We start from the raw sequence: 16,392 nt of genomic DNA, 5'->3' as shown, positions 1-16,392 counted from the left end.
TTTTATCTTCAAGCCTGGGATTCGGCTTCCAGCAACTGAGTCCATAGCGCCGGAGCGCCAGCGGATTTGGCGATGATCTCCAGTCGTACCTGATGCTCGGCCAGCTCGGCTTCGGTGGCGCGAATGATCCGCCCCGGCTTGCGATCCGCCGGCAGACGACGGATTTCAGTGGCAGAGTTGTCCGCGCCCTCGCCCGTGCCGTTACCGTCGGAGGCATTGCCGGCCAGCGAGAGGCTGGTCTGGCCACCGGTCATGGTCAGGTAGACATCGGCGAGAATCTCCGAGTCGAGCAATGCGCCGTGCAGCTCACGGCCGGAGTTGTCGACGCCGTAGCGCTTGCACAAGGCATCAAGGCTGTTGCGCTGACCCGGGTGGCGTTCCCGGGCCATCATCAAGGTGTCGAGGATCGTGCAGTGCTGCGTGATGTCCGCGCGATCCTGCTGGCCCATCAGGGCGAATTCGTTGTTGATGAAGCCAACGTCGAACGCCGCGTTATGGATGATCAGTTGCGCGCCGTTGATGAACTCGAAGAACTCATCGGCCACTTCGGCGAAGCGCGGTTTGCCGACCAGGAATTCGTTGGTGATGCCGTGGACGCCGATCGCGCCTTCGTCACTTTCACGGTCCGGTTGCAGGTAGACGTGAAAGTGCCGCCCCGTCAGGCGCCGACCGATCAGCTCGACGCAACCGATTTCAATGATCCGGTGACCATCGGTCACCGGCATGCCGGTGGTTTCGGTATCGAGTACAACGGATCTGGTGGCCATCAGTGTTCAGCTCTCAACGGGTCAATCGTGCAAAAGCGGCGATGTTAACACGCTGGTGGCGCACGTCGCGCACCGCCGGGTGATCGGCGCTCATGCAGTTTTTAACAATCATTAGCAATGTTCATAAAGTCTGGGGCAAACCGGCTTGCTAGCGTGCGCGGCCTGTTTCTCACGGACTCGAACACCTCATGAAGATTGCACACATTTTATTGCTCGGCGGCTGCTTACTGATGACTGAAGCGCACGCCACCAGTTTCGTCATCAGCACTGACATCACCCTGAGCCTGACGCTCAGCTCCAGTAAAGGCACCAGCGGGTCGTTCAAGGACGACAAGATCGTGCTGGCCGCCAAGGACGATGCGGCGGCATTCGTTGCCAGCGACGGAGACATTCGTGGTGCCCAAATGGAAGCGGCATTCAAACGGATTCGCAGCCTGTTGCCAGAGCTGTCCGTCACCGATCAGCAATTGGCCACGGCCATTCTGATGCTCTGATCAGTCCTGCTTGTAACCGCGCACTTCATCCACACCACGGTTGGCCAACTGGTCGGCGCGTTCGTTGCCGTGATGGCCGATGTGGCCACGGACCCATTTCCAGGTAACCTTGTGGCGATTGACCTGCTCGTCCAGTTCTTTCCATAGGTCGGCATTTTTTACTGGCTCTTTGGCAGCGGTTTTCCAGCCGCGTTTCTTCCAGTTGGCCATCCACTCGTTGATGCCTTTCATCACGTATTGCGAGTCGGTCACCAGCAGCACTTCGCAAGGACGCTTGAGGGCTTCCAGGCCGCGAATCGCGCCGAGCAGCTCCATGCGGTTGTTGGTGGTGTTGGCCTCGCCGCCCCACAGTTCCTTTTCGACGCCCTTGCACACCAGCAAGGCGCCCCAGCCGCCCGGGCCGGGGTTGCCCTTGCAGGCGCCGTCGGTGAACAGTTCTACGCTATCGAAGCTTTCGCTCATGCCAATCAATCCAGAAAAATGCGTGACCTCGCCGATCACGGATCGACAACGGCCCGGGCCGGGACAGACCCGGCCACAATAAAAGAAGGTTTACGGTTCGATACGGCGCCGATTGACCTTGGCCATCGGCAGCGGAATCAGCTTGCCCATCGGTTCGCGGCGCTCCTGGCGCACCGGGCGCAGGCCGACCACGATCTTGCGCGCGACCAACAGATAGAAGCCGCCGCCCGCCAGTTGCCAGTCACCGGCCTTGCGTTCCCAGCCGGCCAGACGGGCCTGCCACTTGGGTGACGCGAGCGGTGGACGATAGCACCCGAAGCGGCGTTTCTCCAGCGCGAAGCCCAGCAGGTTGAGCCAGTCGGCGACCCGCGACGGCGAGATGCAGCGCGCCTGATGCAAGGCGTCATGAGCGAACACATGACGCAGACCCCAGGTGCTCCAGGGGTTGATGCCGACGATCAGCAGATGCCCGCCGGGGCGCACACTGCTGGCCGCTTCACGCAGCAGACCGTGGGGCGACAGGCAGAAATCCAGACCGTGCTGCAGCACCACCACGTCGGCGGCGTGCTCGCTCAACGGCCAGGCCTGCTCTTCGCAGACGATCTCGACACCGGGCAATGGCGCACCGAGCCGCACGTTGCGCTGCACCTGCGGCGCCGACGGCGGTGTTTCGGCGGACGGCCCGTAATGCACCAGATAGCCGCCGAAGAACCGGCCGAGCTCGTCTTCGAGCATGCGCCGCTCTTCGTCCAGCAAAAATTGCCCGAGGGGACCGGACAGCCATTCACGGGCCGCCCCGATCAGGGCCAGCCAGTCAGGATCGGCCTGAGCGAACGCTTTATCGATCATTGCATTCTCCAACACGCCAGGAACCTCTAAGATGCGCCAATGTTACCCGCTTGGCGAATCCGAAGATGATACAGATCAGTGCCCTGCCCGCCTTCACCGACAACTACATCTGGTTGTTACAGGATCATGCCACCCAGCGTTGCGCCGTGGTCGATCCGGGAGATGCCGCCCCCGTGCAGGCGTGGCTCGCCGCGCATCCGGGCTGGGTGCTGGGCGATATTCTGATCACTCATCATCACCATGATCATGTCGGCGGTGTCGAGACGCTTAAAAAGGCTACGGGCGCGACTGTCTACGGTCCGGCCAGCGAAAGCATTCCGGGGCGGGACGTCGCGCTCAAGGACAACGACAAGGTTCGCCTGCTTGGCTGGGACTTCGATGTCTACGCCGTTCCCGGCCATACCCTGGGGCACATTGCCTATTATCACCACGGCCTGCTGTTCTGCGGCGACACTCTGTTCGCCGCCGGTTGCGGCCGGCTGTTCGAGGGCACACCGGAGCAGATGCACCACTCGCTCGGTCGTCTGGCGTCGCTGCCGGAAGACACGCTGGTCTACTGCACCCACGAATACACCCTGAGCAACCTGAAATTCGCCGCCGCCGTGGAACCGGGCAACCCGAACGTTGCCGCCCGTCTGGAAAAAGTCACCCAGCAACGGCAGAACGGGGTCATGACCCTGCCCTCGACCATCGCCCTGGAAAAGCTCACAAACCCGTTTTTGCGCACCGGTGAAATATTAGTTACACAAAAAGTGGACGAACGGAATGGCGCTCAAAACCGGGCGCCGAGTGAGGTTTTTGCGGCTCTGCGGGCTTGGAAAGATAAGTTCTAAGCCGTTCACCACTTGGTACAGAAACTCTGAATGGTTGACCGCAGGGGGCCCGCTTTCTAGAATCCCCCGACATTTTTGCCCGGAACTTACTTCCAGCCAATGTCGTCATCCATACGTAAGTCCGTCAATTCAGACGCATTGACCCGCCTGGCGCAAGCCATCGCGGTGGCTGTGTCCGCCACACTGGCGGGCTGTTCCAGCCATGCTCCGCAAACTGAAGCGACCCATACGCCGAACATTGCTGCGCGAGCCAAGCAGAAGCCCATCTGGTTGTCCGAGAAGCCCAGCCCGCAGGTGCCCCAGGACATCTGGGAACGCATGCGCGGTGGTTTCCAGCTCCAGGACGGCCTGGGCGTGAACCCGCGCATCGAGCAACAGCGCCTGTGGTTCGCCAGTAACCCTTCGTTTCTCGAGAACGCCGGCGAACGTGGCAGCCTCTACATTCATTACATCGTCGAGCGCCTCGAAGAACGCAACATGCCGCTGGAGCTGGCCCTGCTGCCAGTGATTGAAAGTGCCTACAACCCGATGGCCTATTCCCGGGCCGACGCCGTGGGTCTCTGGCAGTTCATCCCTTCCACCGGGCGTTACTACAACCTGCGTCAGACCCGTTTCTACGACGGCCGTCGCGACATCACCGCCTCGACCACGGCCGCGATGGACTACCTGACCCGTCTGCACGACATGTTCAACGGCGACTGGCTGCTGGCCCTTGCGGCCTACAACGCCGGCGAAGGCACGGTCAGCCGCGCCATCGAACGCAACGAAAAGCTCGGCCTGCCGACCGACTACTGGAACCTGCCGCTGCCAGCAGAAACCCAGGCGTATGTGCCGAAATTGCTGGCACTGTCGCAAGTGGTGCTGTCGCCGGAAGCCTACGGCGTCAACCTCAACCCGATCGCCAACGAACCGTATTTCCAGGTCGTCGAAATCAACCAGCGCATGGACCTGTCCAAAGTCGCAGCGGTAGCCAACATCGACGAAGACGAGCTGTTCCAGCTCAACCCTGCGTTCAAGCAGCGCACCACCATCGACGGCCCGCAGCACCTGCTGGTGCCGACCTCGAAAGCGCAGTTGCTGACCGCCAGCCTGCAGACCATGCGTCCTGAAGAACTGATCAGCCCTCGTTCGCTGAAACCGGTCTTCGAAGGCGCCGACCCGACCGAAGTCGCGAAGCTCAAGCGTGCCTACCGAGTCAAACGCGGTGACAACCTCGGCTCCATCGCCAAGGCCAACAAGGTCGACGTCAAGGACCTGCAACGCTGGAACAAGCTGACCGGCAAGAACCTCAAGGTCGGCCAGACCCTGGTCATGCAGGACACCACCAAGCGCACGCCGGCCCGCAATACCGGCGGCGGGCGCATCAACACGGTGCTGGCGGCCAACAGCAAGACCAGCAGCAAGACCGACAACCAGAAACAGACCCAATACAAGGTCAAGCAAGGCGACACGCTGTACGTAGTGGCCAAGCGTTTCAACGTCGAGATGCAACATCTCAAGCGCTGGAACCCGGGCGCCGGCAAGGCGCTCAAGCCTGGGCAAATGCTCACGGTTTACCAGCCGCACTGACAAAGAGCCCCTGAATTTCAGGGGCTTTTTTTTGCCTGTCATTTTTTGCTGTCGATGCCGGCGACTCCCGCAATTAACCGCGCATTAAGCCCTTGTCTTTTTCCTGTCCATACAAGCTGTTACTGTACGGCCCACAAAGCCCAAGCCGCCTGGATCGGATCTGACTTGAAGCGTCCCCTCCTCCTGCTCCTGATCAGCCTGGCCTTGAGCTCCCCCGCTAGCGCGACGATCACCGAAAGTCACGGTTATGCGCAGTTCGGCACGCTCAAGTACCCGGCCAGATTTACCCACTTCGACTGGGTCAACCCGCAAGCGCCCAAGGGCGGTACGTTGCGGGTGATGGCGTTTGGCACCTTCGATACGCTCAACCCGTACACTTTCAAGGGCACCAGCCCGGTTACCACCCCGAATTTCCTGCAATACGGCATCAATGAGCTGAACGAGCCGTTGATGATCGGCACCGGGCAGTACTCGCCGTCCGGCGATGAACCGGCCTCCAGTTATGGCCTGATCGCTCAATCGGTGGAGTACAGCGAAGACCGCAGCTGGGTGGTGTTCAATCTGCGCCCGGAAGCGCGTTTTCACGACGGCACACCGATCACCGCGTACGACGTGGCCTTCTCCTATCGCCTGTTGCTCAAGGAAGGTCATCCGCTGTATCGCACCGCCCTGCAGGAAGTGTTGCGGGTCGACATCCTCAACCCGCAACGCATCCGTTTCGTGATGAAACGTTCGGGCAATCCGCTGCTGATCCTGCGTCTGGGCGAATTGCCGGTGCTGCCCCAGCATTACTGGAAGGGTCGCGACTTCAAGGCCACCACGTTCGAACCGCCGCTGGGCAGCGGGCCGTACCGCATCACCTCGGTGACGCCGGGGCGGCAACTGGTGTTCGAGCGGGTCAAGGATTACTGGGGCAAGGACTTGCCGGTCAATCGCGGCAAGTACAACTTCGATCGCATGGAAGTCGAGTTCTACCGCGATAGCGACGTGGCCTTCGAAGCATTCAAGGCCGGCGAGTTCGATATCTACATCGAGCATCAGGCGAAGAACTGGGCCAACGGCTACAACTTCCCGGCGATCCGTCGCGGCGACGTAATCAAGGCACAAATCCCGCACCAGATCCCGACCCAGAGCCAGGGTCTGTTCATGAACACCCGGCGAGCCACCTTCTCGGACGTCAAGACCCGCGAAGCCCTGGGCCTGATGTTCGACTTCGAGTGGACCAACCGCGCGCTGTTCAGCGACGCCTACAAACGCACCACCAGCTACTACCCCAACAGCGAATTCAGCGCCAGCGGCCTGCCGGTCGGTCATGAATGGCTGATGCTCAAACCGTACAAGGATCAACTGCCCGCCCGACTGTTCACCGAGCCGTTCACGCTGCCGCAGACCGACGGGCGCGGCATCCCCCGGGAAACCATGCGCAAGGCCCTGGCGCTGCTGGCCGAGGCTGGCTGGAAGCTCAATGGCCAGCGCTTGCAGAACGCTGCCGGCCAACCGCTGAGTTTTGAACTGCTGCTGGTCAATCCGAACCTTGAGCGGATCCTCCAGCCCTACATCGAGAACCTCAACAGCATCGGCATCGACGCGCAGCTGCGCACGGTGGACCGCGCCCAGTACAAACAGCGTCTGGATCAGTTCGATTTCGACATGATCCTCATGACCCTCAACCAGACCCTCAGCCCGGGATTGGAGCAGTGGCAGTATTTCCACTCCAGCCAGGTAGGGGTCAAGGGCAGCAAGAATTACGCGGGCATCGCCAACCCGGTGGTCGATCATCTGCTTGAGCAGTTGCTCGCCGCCCGCACCCGTGACGAGCAGGTTGCCGCCGGCAAGGCGCTGGACCGCGTGCTGCTCTGGCAGCACTACAGCATTCCCAACTGGTACCTCAATTATCACCGTCTGGCGTACCGCAACCGGTTCGCCTTCGTCAGCACGCCGCCCTACACCCTGGGCCTGAGCGCGTGGTGGCTGAAATCTTCGGAGAAAGGTCAATGAACGCCGTTCGCACCCTGCTCGTGCAGGCTTGCGGCCTGTTGTTCGCCGGGCTGGCCTGCGCCGCCCCGCAACACGCCGTGACGCTGTACAACGAGCCGCCGAAATACCCTGCCGACTTCAAGCACTTCGACTACGTGAACGCTGACGCGCCCAAGGGCGGGGTCTTCCGTCAGGCCGGTTTTGGCGGCTTCGACAGCCTCAATCCATTCATCAGCAAAGGCGTGCCGGCGGACGATGTCGGGCAGATTTACGACACCCTGACCAAGCACAGCCTCGATGAGCCGTTCACCGAATACGGCCTGATCGCCAGCAAGATCGAAAAGGCCCCGGACAACAGCTGGGTGCGCTTCTACCTGCGCCCCGAAGCACGCTTCCACGACGGCCACCCGGTGCGCGCCGAAGACGTGGTGTTCAGCTTCGAGACCCTGACCAAAGAAGGCTCGCCGATGTTTCGCGGTTACTACAGCGACGTCGAAGAAGCCGTCGCCGAAGACCCGCTCACGGTGCTGTTCAAGTTCAAGCACAACAACAATCGCGAGCTGCCGCTGATCCTCGGCCAGTTGCCGGTGCTGCCAAAACACTGGTGGGCCAGTCGCGACTTCAACAAGGGCAATCTGGAAATCCCGCTCGGCAGCGGCCCGTACAAGGTTGCCGAAGTGAAGGCCGGACGCTCGGTACGATACGAGCGGGTCAAGGATTATTGGGGCAAGGACCTGCCGGTCAATCGCGGCTTCTACAATTTCGACGTGATGACCACCGACTACTTCCGCGACAACACCGTCGCCCTGGAAGCGCTGAAGGCCGGGCAGTTCGACTACTGGCTGGAAATGACCGCGAAGAACTGGGCCAACGCCTACAACATTCCGGCCGTCACCGAAGGCCGACTGGTCAAGGAACTGATCCCCAACGGCAACCCGACCGGCATGCAGGGCTTCGTCTTCAACCTGCGCCGCCCGGTGTTTCAGGACGTTCGCGTGCGTCAGGCATTGGGTCTGCTGCTCGACTTCGAATGGACCAACAAGCAACTGTTCAACGGCGCCTACGTGCGCACCCGCAGCTACTTCGAGAACTCGGAAATGGCCGCCACCGGCCTGCCGGACGCCGATCAACTGGCGATCCTCGACCCGTTCCGCCGCCAGCTCCCGGCGCAGGTGTTCAGCGAAGCCTTCGAGAACCCGAAAACCGATGCCAGCGGCATGATTCGCCTGCAGCAACGCGAGGCCTATCAATTGCTGCAGGAGGCCGGCTGGAAGATCGTCGACGACAAAATGGTCGACACCACCGGCAAACCGGTGGTCATCGAGTTCCTGCTGGCCCAGACCGAATTCGAGCGGGTGCTGCTGCCGTTCAAGCGCAACCTCGCCGACCTGGGTATCGATCTGGTGATCCGCCGCGTCGACGTCTCGCAATATGTCAACCGTGTGCGCTCGCGGGACTTCGACATGATCGTCGGCAGCTTTCCGCAGTCCAACTCGCCCGGTAACGAGCAGCGCGAATTCTGGATGAGCGCCGCCGCTGACAAGCCAAGCAGCCGCAACTCGATGGGCCTGAAAGACCCGATCGTCGATCATCTGGTCGAAAGCCTGATCAACGCTGACTCGCGCAAAAGCCTGGTGGCCCACGCCCGGGCGCTGGACCGCGTGCTGCAATGGGGTTACTACGTGATCCCCAACTGGCACATCAAGAGCTGGCGCGTGGCGTACTGGAACCACATCGGCCATCCGAAAGTCTCCCCCAAGTACGACATCGGCATTAATACCTGGTGGGTCAAGCCCGACACGAAACCTGCGGTAGAAGTGCAAACCCAACTGCAAGCCGACCCTGTGGGCACGGAGTAATCAGATGCTGGCGTATATTTTTCGGCGACTGTTGCTGATCATCCCGACCCTGTTCGGCATTCTGCTAATCAATTTCGTGATCATCCAGGCCGCGCCCGGCGGTCCGGTGGAGCAGATGATCGCCAAGCTCGAAGGCTTCGAAGGCGCCACCAGCCGTATCGCTGGCGGCGGTGCCGAAGTGTCGGTGGCCGGTTCCGCCTATCGCGGCGCGCAAGGTCTGGACCCGGCGTTGATCAAGGAAATCGAGCAAATGTACGGTTTCGACAAGTCGGCGCCGGAACGGCTGTGGATCATGGTCAAGAACTATGCCCGGCTGGATTTCGGCGACAGCTTCTTCCGCGACGCCAAGGTCATCGACCTGATCAAGGAGAAGATGCCGGTATCGATCTCGCTGGGGCTGTGGAGCACGCTGATCATGTACCTGGTGTCGATCCCGCTGGGGATCGCCAAGGCCACGCGGCACGGCAGCCATTTCGACGTCTGGACCAGTTCGGCGATCATCATCGGTTATGCGATCCCGGCGTTCCTCTTTGCGATTCTGCTGATCGTGGTGTTTGCCGGCGGCAGTTATCTGGACTGGTTTCCCTTACGCGGCCTGACGTCGAACAACTTCGATGAACTGAGCCTGGGCGGCAAGATTCTCGATTACTTCTGGCACCTGGCGCTGCCGGTGACCGCACTGGTGATCGGCAACTTCGCGACCATGACTCTGCTGACCAAAAACAGCTTCCTCGACGAAATCAACAAACAGTACGTGGTCACCGCCAAGGCCAAAGGCCTGACCCGCAATCGCGTGCTCTACGGCCATGTGTTTCGCAACGCGATGCTGCTGGTGATCGCCGGGTTCCCGTCGGCGTTCATCGGCATCTTCTTCACCGGTTCCCTACTGGTGGAAGTGATCTTCTCCCTCGACGGCCTCGGCCTGATGAGTTTCGAAGCGGCGATCAACCGCGATTACCCGGTAGTGTTCGGCACACTGTTCATCTTCACCCTGCTGGGGCTGGTGGTGAAACTGATCGGCGACCTCACCTACACCTTGGTCGATCCACGCATCGACTTCGCCAGCCGGGAGCATTGAGATGAACCTGTCCCCTCTCAACCGCCGGCGCTTCGAACTGTTCAAGGCCAACAAGCGTGGCTGGTGGTCGCTGTGGTTGTTTTTGATCCTGTTCGGCCTGAGCCTCGGCGCCGAACTGATCGCCAACGACAAGCCGCTGGTGGTGCACTACGACAACAACTGGTACTTCCCGGCGATCAAGCGTTACCCGGAAACCACCTTCGGCGGCGAATTCCCGCTGGAGGCAAACTACAAGAGCCCGTACATCCGCGAACTGCTCAAGGCCAAGGACGCGTGGGTGCTGTGGGCGCCGATTCCGTTCAGCTACCAGAGCATCAACTACGACCTGAAAGTCCCGGCCCCTGCTCCGCCGTCGGCGGACAACCTGCTGGGCACTGACGATCAGGGCCGCGATGTATTGGCACGGGTGATCTACGGCTTCCGTATCTCCGTGCTGTTCGCCCTGACGCTGACAGTGCTCAGCTCGATCATCGGTGTGATCGCCGGGGCCTTGCAGGGTTTCTACGGCGGCTGGGTCGATCTGGCCGGCCAGCGCTTCCTGGAGATCTGGTCGGGTTTGCCGGTGCTGTACCTGCTGATCATTCTCGCCAGTTTCGTCCAGCCGAATTTCTGGTGGCTGCTGGGAATCATGCTGCTGTTCTCGTGGATGAGCCTGGTGGACGTAGTGCGCGCCGAGTTCCTGCGCGGGCGCAACCTCGAATACGTGCGCGCGGCCCGGGCGCTAGGGATGCAGAACGGCGCGATCATGTTCCGCCACATCCTGCCCAACGCCATGGTCTCGACCATGACCTTCATGCCATTCATCCTGACCGGCGCCATCGGCACCCTCACCGCACTGGATTTCCTCGGCTTCGGTTTGCCGGCCGGCAGCCCGTCGCTGGGTGAGCTGGTGGCCCAGGGCAAATCCAACCTGCAGGCACCGTGGCTGGGCATGAGCGCGTTTGCGGTGCTGGCGCTGATGTTGAGTCTGCTGGTGTTTATCGGCGAGTCCGCTCGCGATGCCTTCGACCCGAGGAAGTGAAATGAATCAGGACAATCTGATCGAAATCCGCGACCTCGCCGTCGAATTCGGCACGGGCGATCGCGCACACCGGGTGGTCGAAGGCATCAGCTTCGACATCAAGCGTGGCGAAACCCTGGCCTTGGTCGGCGAGTCCGGCTCGGGCAAGTCGGTGACGGCGCACTCGATCCTGCGCCTGCTGCCCTACCCGCTGGCGCGGCATCCGGCCGGCAGCATCACCTATTCCGGGCAAAACCTGCTGAAACTGAGCGAAAAGACTATCCGCCACATCCGTGGCAACCGGATCGCGATGATCTTTCAGGAGCCGATGACCTCGCTCAATCCGCTGCACTCCATCGAAAAGCAGATCAACGAAGTGCTGGGCATCCACAAAGGCCTGACCGGCAAGGTTGCGACCAAACGCACCCTGGAACTGCTGGAGATGGTCGGCATCCCCGAGCCGCACAAGCGCCTCAAGGCCCTGCCCCACGAGTTGTCCGGAGGCCAGCGCCAGCGGGTGATGATCGCAATGGCCCTGGCCAACGAGCCGGAACTGCTGATCGCCGACGAACCGACCACTGCACTGGACGTGACCGTTCAGCTGAAAATCCTCGACCTGCTCAAGCAATTGCAGGCTCGATTAGGCATGGCGTTGCTACTGATCAGTCACGATTTGAACCTGGTGCGAAGAATTGCGCATCGTGTATGTGTCATGCAGCGCGGTTGCATCGTCGAACAGGCATCGTGCGCAGAGCTGTTCCGTTCTCCGCAGCATCCGTACACTCGGGAGCTGCTGGCGGCGGAGCCCAGCGGAGGCCCGGCAAGCAACAATATCGGGGCGCCGCTGCTTGAAGTCGAGGACTTGAAAGTCTGGTTTCCGATCAAGAAAGGCCTGCTCAAGCGCACGGTGGATCACGTCAAGGCAGTGGACAGCATCAATTTCAGCCTGCCTCAGGGTCAGACTCTGGGGATCGTGGGAGAAAGCGGATCCGGCAAATCCACCCTGGGTCTGGCGATTTTGCGGCTCATCGGTAGCAAAGGTGCAATCCGTTTTGAAGGCAAGCAGCTAGACTGCCTGACGCAAAGCGAAGTCCGGCCGCTGCGTCGGGAGATGCAGGTGGTGTTTCAGGACCCGTTTGGCAGCCTGAGCCCGCGGATGTGTGTGAATGACATCGTTGGCGAAGGCTTGCGGATCCACAAGATGGGCACCGCCGCCGAGCAGGAAGCGGCGATTATTGCGGCATTGAAGGAGGTAGGTCTGGATCCGGAAACCCGGCACCGCTACCCCCACGAATTTTCCGGTGGGCAGCGGCAGCGTATCGCCATTGCCCGGGCCTTGGTGCTCAAGCCGGCGCTGATCCTGCTGGACGAGCCGACTTCGGCGCTCGACCGGACGGTGCAGCGGCAAGTGGTGGAGCTGTTGCGTTCACTGCAAGCCAAGTACAACCTGACGTATTTGTTCATCAGCCATGATCTGGCTGTTGTGAAAGCGCTGAGCCACCAGTTGATGGTGGTCAAGCATGGCCAAGTGGTCGAACAGGGAGACGCGCAAAGTATCTTTGCCGCCCCCCAACATCCGTATACACAGCAGTTGCTGGAAGCCGCTTTTCTGGCACCAGCCACTGCGCAATAACCTGAAAGAGGAGCAACACATGGGTTTTCTCGCCGGTAAGCGCGTACTGATCGTCGGTGTCGCCAGCAAGCTGTCCATCGCATCCGGCATCGCTGCCGCCATGCATCGCGAGGGCGCTGAGCTTGCCTTCACTTATCAGAACGACAAACTGAAAGGTCGTGTCGAAGAATTCGCACAAGGCTGGGGCTCGAGCCCTGAGCTGTGCTTCCCGTGCGACGTGGCCAGCGATGAAGAAATCGCCAAGGTCTTCGAAGAACTGAGCAAGAAGTGGGACGGCCTGGACTGCATCGTGCACTCCGTCGGCTTCGCACCGGGCGACCAATTGGACGGCGACTTCACCGAAGTCACCACCCGTGAAGGCTACCGTATCTCCCACGACATCAGTGCCTACAGCTTCGTCGCCCTGGCCAAGGCCGGTCGCGAAATGATGAAGGGCCGCAACGGCAGCCTGCTGACCCTGTCCTACCTGGGTGCCGAGCGCACCATGCCGAACTACAACGTGATGGGCATGGCCAAGGCTTCGCTGGAAGCCGGCGTGCGTTACCTGGCCGGCTCCCTGGGCCCGGAAGGCACTCGCGTCAACTGCGTATCGGCCGGCCCGATCCGCACACTGGCCGCTTCCGGCATCAAGAGCTTCCGCAAGATGCTGGCCGCCAACGAAGCGCAAACCCCGCTGCGTCGCAACGTCACCATCGAAGAAGTCGGCAACGTCGGCGCGTTCCTGTGCTCGGACCTGGCGTCCGGCATCAGCGGTGAAATCACCTACGTGGACGGCGGCTTCAACACCACCGCCATGGGCAACATCGAAGAGTAATCTTCGCGCTGCCGATAAAAAGCCCGCCTATTGGCGGGCTTTTTCATGTCTGCAATTCCAGGCAACGGGCGAACAACTGCTGAATCGGCTGGCTGCGCTGGCTGTAGCGCTGCAACATTACCATCTCCCGATAAAACGTCAGATCACCCAACTCGATCACCCTCACATTCAACGGCTGCTCCAGCCACAATCCTGCTCTTGGCAGCAACGAAACCCCGAGCCCGCACTCGACCATCTTCACGATCGCTTCCAGCTCATCCAGCTCCAGCGCTACGTGGACGTCTATTCGCTGCTCACGCAGAAACCGCGTCACCAGCCGTCCGCCAAACGAATTGCGGTCATAGCGCACGTGAGGATGCTCAGCCAGCAGTTTCAGCGGATCGTCACCCTCGACGCCGTGTGGGACGATCAGCACAAACGGCTCGCGCCGGATCACTTGCGCCGAAAGCTCCTTGGGCAGGTCGAACGGTGGTTTGATCATGATCGCCAGATCGACCTCCCCGGCATCCACCTGGCTCAACAGGTTCAACGACACCCCCGGCACCAGTTTTGGCTCCACGCCCGGAGCCTGCTGGCGCAAACGCAGCAGGGCCTGAGGCAACAGCCCGGTCTGTGCGGTGGCCACGGCGCCGATTCTCAGCTCGCCGCGAAATTCGCTGGCGTCTTCGCTGATTGCCATGCGACTGAAGGTGGCGAGCATTTCCTGCGCCATCGGCACCGCGCGCTGCCCTGCCGGATTGAGAATCGCCTGCCGCCCGGTGCGATCGAACAGTTTTACGCCCAAGGCCTGTTCCAGATTGCGGATCTGCGCACTGACCGCCGATTGCGTCAGGCCGACATGCAGGCCCGCCGCGGCAAACGTGCCGTGCTGCGCCACCGCTAGAAAGGTTTTCAGTTCACGCAGCATGGATACCTCGATTGATCGAAATAATTTGAGCTCGGCGCAAAAACTATCGTCTTTCAATCGAAATGCACAGCGCTAGACTCAGTTCACCCCCTACCGTTGATTGAGACCGCGCCTATGTCACTCAGCCCTTTCCATCTGGCCATTCCGGTGTACGACCTCGCCGCCGCCCGGCATTTTTACCGTGACGTGTTCGGTCTCGAAGAGGGTCGCTCCAGCGATCACTGGGTCGACTTCAATTTCTTCGGCCATCAACTGGTGATTCACCTGGCGCCGAAAAATGCCTCGCAGGAAGCGGCTCACACCAACGCCGTGGACGGACACGACGTGCCGGTGCCGCACTTTGGCGTGGTGCTTGGGATGGAGGAATGGCACGCACTGGCCGAGCGCCTGAAATCGTTGGGTACGCGGTTTGTGATTGAGCCGGGGATTCGTTTTCAGGGTCAGGTGGGGGAACAGGCGACGATGTTTTTGTTCGACCCGTGCGGGAACGCCCTGGAGTTCAAGGCGTTCAAGGACATCGGGCAGTTGTTCGCCAAATAAGTGTCAGATTCGCTTCAGGGCCTGCTTGTGCGCATACATCGCCCCATCCGCATCCGCCAGCAGCTTATCCACGGTGTCATGCCGCCGTGGGTCGTACTCGATCTGCCCGACACTGAAGCGAATCGCATAACCCCGGTGCAACGTGGCATTGCGCTCCTCAAGGATTTCCGTGAGCCGCGCCATGATCGCCTTGGTTTCGATATGGCTGGAACCGGTCAGCAACGCCACGAACTCATCGCCTCCGAGGCGCCCCACCACGTCGCTCTCGCGAAAGGCAATGCGCAACACATCGGCGAAGGTTTTGAGCGCGCTGTCACCCTCGGCATGCCCATATAGGTCGTTGATCTGCTTGAAGTCGTTGAGGTCGAAAAACAGCAACGTCGCCGGTTTGTCCAATCGCGCGCAAGCGTCCAGAGCATGCTGGGCCAGCATCTTGAAACCCCGGCGGTTGGACAGCAGCGTCAACTCGTCCATGCTCGCCATCTGCACAGCCATCAGTTCCTGCTCGGCCATACCGGCGAGATCGCGCAGCAAATCGCGCTCTTCGTCATCGAGTTCGCGGGGTTGGGTGTCGATCAGGCACAAGGTGCCCATCTTGTTGCCGTTGGGCACGGTCAGCGGATAACCGGCGTAGAAACGGATATTCGGGTTACCGGTCACCAACGGATTGTCGTGAAAACGCTCATCCTCTCGGGCGTCAGGCACCAGCATGAGTTCATCCTTGAGAATCGCGTGGCCGCAGAATGAAACCGAGCGCGGCGTTTCGGTAGTGTCCAGCCCCACGCAGGACTTGAACCATTGCCGCTCCTTGTCTACCAGCGTAACCAACGCGATTGGCACATTGAACAAGCGCCTGGCCAAACGGGTCAGGCGGTCAAAGCGCTCTTCGGGAGCAGAATCGAGGAGGTTCAATCCATACAGCGCCTGAACCCGAGCCGCCTCATTGGCGGGTTTGCCTGGAACCAGCATCAGTACACTCCATTGCCATCAGTGGTCTTTAGCGTAGACCGATTCGGCGATGACTCAAATGCTCATCCGCCGGCCACCGGGCATGGCCCGCCAGCGTCCGCCCAGAGTTTGAACTGACTCACGAAGATGTCGTGGGGCACCGGCACCGGTTGCCGCCCTGCTCCGGGATTCCAGCCCCAGAGCACCAGTTTGTCCTCGCTGACGTGCTTGATCAGCGCGGCAAAGTCCCGGTCGCCGTTGCTGCTGCGGTCCTTGATCATCGCGCACAGGCGATCCGGCGGCAGGCCGATCCAGGCCATCTTGTGCGACGCCGGCGGCAGGCTCCAGTGTGGCGCACCGGGTGGCGCGTGGGGGCCGTAACTGGCCGGCGGATTGGTTTCGGCGTGGCAGGTGGCGCAAGGCAAACCGGCGGCGCCCTTGCCGTCCATGCCGCGTACCACGTTCATCGCATGGGGCGTGCCGGAGTCGAACTGCAACGGCGAATCGCCGGGGATGTGGCAGTTCTGGCAACGCGGGCTCTGGAACACTTTCTGTACCGTGCCAAAGGCCTTCAAGGCTTCCTGATCGTCAGCGAACAGATCCGAAGCGTAACCGCCAAGACCAATCAGAATCACCGTGCCCAACAACAGATGTCGTTTCAT

Annotated in this window: 16 protein-coding genes; 10 read left to right on the top strand and 6 right to left on the bottom strand. The window is 60.9% G+C overall.

The genetic code is table 11. The features are described 5' to 3' along the window. Window positions 1-8 precede the first annotated feature (8 nt). Window positions 9-767 (bottom strand): DNA polymerase III subunit epsilon, encoded by a 759-nt coding sequence (gene dnaQ, locus NH234_RS12695; protein ID WP_085733070.1) that lies wholly within the window; start codon window positions 765-767, stop codon window positions 9-11. Between the two features lie 188 nt (window positions 768-955). Between dnaQ and NH234_RS12690 the strand changes: the two genes are divergently transcribed. After that, a complete protein-coding gene (locus NH234_RS12690; protein WP_367256783.1) occupies window positions 956-1,261 on the top strand; it encodes a DUF2388 domain-containing protein in 306 nt (101 codons plus the stop codon). Here NH234_RS12690 and rnhA read toward each other — a convergent pair whose 3' ends face one another. Continuing rightward, window positions 1,262-1,723 carry a ribonuclease HI gene (rnhA, locus tag NH234_RS12685; RefSeq protein WP_367256781.1) on the bottom strand — a complete coding sequence of 154 codons (462 nt, stop codon included), beginning with the start codon at window positions 1,721-1,723 and terminating at the stop codon, window positions 1,262-1,264. It lies immediately after the preceding gene. 90 nt (window positions 1,724-1,813) lie between these two features. Further along, window positions 1,814-2,572: a methyltransferase domain-containing protein gene (locus NH234_RS12680; protein WP_085708596.1), complete on the bottom strand. Its 759-nt coding sequence runs from the start codon at window positions 2,570-2,572 to the stop codon at window positions 1,814-1,816. A gap of 65 nt (window positions 2,573-2,637) precedes the next feature. On the opposite strand from NH234_RS12680, the gene gloB reads away from it, so the two are divergent. From gloB to fabI, 8 genes are all read left to right on the top strand, one after another. Next, window positions 2,638-3,405, top strand: a complete 768-nt coding sequence (gene gloB, locus NH234_RS12675; RefSeq protein ID WP_367256779.1) for a hydroxyacylglutathione hydrolase — start codon at window positions 2,638-2,640, stop codon at window positions 3,403-3,405. Window positions 3,406-3,504: 99 nt separating this feature from the next. Continuing rightward, window positions 3,505-4,974, top strand: coding sequence for a LysM peptidoglycan-binding domain-containing protein (locus NH234_RS12670; protein ID WP_085733073.1), 1,470 nt, complete (start codon window positions 3,505-3,507; stop codon window positions 4,972-4,974). A 165-nt stretch (window positions 4,975-5,139) separates the two neighbouring features. Continuing rightward, window positions 5,140-6,972 (top strand): extracellular solute-binding protein, encoded by a 1,833-nt coding sequence (locus tag NH234_RS12665; RefSeq protein ID WP_367256777.1) that lies wholly within the window; start codon window positions 5,140-5,142, stop codon window positions 6,970-6,972. After that, on the top strand, window positions 6,969-8,810 hold the full coding sequence (locus NH234_RS12660; protein WP_367256776.1) for an extracellular solute-binding protein: 1,842 nt from the start codon (window positions 6,969-6,971) through the stop codon (window positions 8,808-8,810). The genes NH234_RS12665 and NH234_RS12660 overlap by 4 nt, the downstream gene beginning before the upstream one ends. Before the next feature lie 4 nt (window positions 8,811-8,814). Continuing rightward, window positions 8,815-9,888 carry a microcin C ABC transporter permease YejB gene (locus NH234_RS12655; protein WP_367256774.1) on the top strand — a complete coding sequence of 358 codons (1,074 nt, stop codon included), beginning with the start codon at window positions 8,815-8,817 and terminating at the stop codon, window positions 9,886-9,888. Between the two features lies 1 nt (window position 9,889). Further along, window positions 9,890-10,909, top strand: a complete 1,020-nt coding sequence (locus NH234_RS12650) for an ABC transporter permease (protein WP_085698849.1) — start codon at window positions 9,890-9,892, stop codon at window positions 10,907-10,909. 1 nt (window position 10,910) lies between these two features. Then, on the top strand, window positions 10,911-12,521 hold the full coding sequence (locus NH234_RS12645; protein WP_367256773.1) for an ABC transporter ATP-binding protein: 1,611 nt from the start codon (window positions 10,911-10,913) through the stop codon (window positions 12,519-12,521). Between the two features lie 19 nt (window positions 12,522-12,540). Continuing rightward, complete coding sequence (fabI, locus tag NH234_RS12640; RefSeq protein WP_085733078.1) at window positions 12,541-13,335, top strand: enoyl-ACP reductase FabI; 795 nt, start codon at window positions 12,541-12,543, stop codon at window positions 13,333-13,335. 43 nt (window positions 13,336-13,378) lie between these two features. Here the strand turns inward: fabI and NH234_RS12635 are convergent, their stop codons facing one another. After that, window positions 13,379-14,242: a LysR family transcriptional regulator gene (locus NH234_RS12635; RefSeq protein ID WP_367256771.1), complete on the bottom strand. Its 864-nt coding sequence runs from the start codon at window positions 14,240-14,242 to the stop codon at window positions 13,379-13,381. Window positions 14,243-14,356: 114 nt separating this feature from the next. Here NH234_RS12635 and NH234_RS12630 point away from each other — a divergent pair, with 114 nt between their 5' ends. Beyond that, window positions 14,357-14,782 carry a VOC family protein gene (locus NH234_RS12630; RefSeq protein WP_085733080.1) on the top strand — a complete coding sequence of 142 codons (426 nt, stop codon included), beginning with the start codon at window positions 14,357-14,359 and terminating at the stop codon, window positions 14,780-14,782. A 3-nt stretch (window positions 14,783-14,785) separates the two neighbouring features. On the opposite strand, the gene NH234_RS12625 is transcribed toward NH234_RS12630, so the two are convergent. Both NH234_RS12625 and NH234_RS12620 read right to left on the bottom strand, forming a co-directional pair. Further along, the gene (locus NH234_RS12625; RefSeq protein ID WP_085733081.1) at window positions 14,786-15,751 is read right to left on the bottom strand and encodes a sensor domain-containing diguanylate cyclase; all 966 of its coding nucleotides are present in this window, start codon (window positions 15,749-15,751) and stop codon (window positions 14,786-14,788) included. Between the two features lie 62 nt (window positions 15,752-15,813). Then, window positions 15,814-16,392, bottom strand: a complete 579-nt coding sequence (locus tag NH234_RS12620) for a hypothetical protein (RefSeq protein WP_367256769.1) — start codon at window positions 16,390-16,392, stop codon at window positions 15,814-15,816.

Source organism: Pseudomonas sp. stari2 (assembly GCF_040760005.1).
Taxonomy (GTDB): domain Bacteria; phylum Pseudomonadota; class Gammaproteobacteria; order Pseudomonadales; family Pseudomonadaceae; genus Aquipseudomonas.
The sequence above is the reverse complement of the archived record's forward strand: the minus strand, read 5'-3'. Positions and strand labels throughout refer to the sequence as shown.

Excerpts from the sequence above, each read along its gene's own strand:
- dnaQ (WP_085733070.1), bottom strand. The coding sequence starts at position 767 with ATGGCCACCAGATCCGTTGTACTCGATACCGAAACCACCGGCATGCCG.
- NH234_RS12690 (WP_367256783.1), top strand. The coding sequence starts at position 956 with ATGAAGATTGCACACATTTTATTGCTCGGCGGCTGCTTACTGATGACT.
- rnhA (WP_367256781.1), bottom strand. The coding sequence starts at position 1,723 with ATGAGCGAAAGCTTCGATAGCGTAGAACTGTTCACCGACGGCGCCTGC.
- NH234_RS12680 (WP_085708596.1), bottom strand. The coding sequence starts at position 2,572 with ATGATCGATAAAGCGTTCGCTCAGGCCGATCCTGACTGGCTGGCCCTG.
- gloB (WP_367256779.1), top strand. The coding sequence starts at position 2,638 with ATGATACAGATCAGTGCCCTGCCCGCCTTCACCGACAACTACATCTGG.
- NH234_RS12670 (WP_085733073.1), top strand. The coding sequence starts at position 3,505 with ATGTCGTCATCCATACGTAAGTCCGTCAATTCAGACGCATTGACCCGC.
- NH234_RS12660 (WP_367256776.1), top strand. The coding sequence starts at position 6,969 with ATGAACGCCGTTCGCACCCTGCTCGTGCAGGCTTGCGGCCTGTTGTTC.
- NH234_RS12655 (WP_367256774.1), top strand. The coding sequence starts at position 8,815 with ATGCTGGCGTATATTTTTCGGCGACTGTTGCTGATCATCCCGACCCTG.
- NH234_RS12650 (WP_085698849.1), top strand. The coding sequence starts at position 9,890 with ATGAACCTGTCCCCTCTCAACCGCCGGCGCTTCGAACTGTTCAAGGCC.
- NH234_RS12645 (WP_367256773.1), top strand. The coding sequence starts at position 10,911 with ATGAATCAGGACAATCTGATCGAAATCCGCGACCTCGCCGTCGAATTC.
- fabI (WP_085733078.1), top strand. The coding sequence starts at position 12,541 with ATGGGTTTTCTCGCCGGTAAGCGCGTACTGATCGTCGGTGTCGCCAGC.
- NH234_RS12635 (WP_367256771.1), bottom strand. The coding sequence starts at position 14,242 with ATGCTGCGTGAACTGAAAACCTTTCTAGCGGTGGCGCAGCACGGCACG.
- NH234_RS12630 (WP_085733080.1), top strand. The coding sequence starts at position 14,357 with ATGTCACTCAGCCCTTTCCATCTGGCCATTCCGGTGTACGACCTCGCC.
- NH234_RS12625 (WP_085733081.1), bottom strand. The coding sequence starts at position 15,751 with ATGCTGGTTCCAGGCAAACCCGCCAATGAGGCGGCTCGGGTTCAGGCG.
- NH234_RS12620 (WP_367256769.1), bottom strand. The coding sequence starts at position 16,392 with ATGAAACGACATCTGTTGTTGGGCACGGTGATTCTGATTGGTCTTGGC.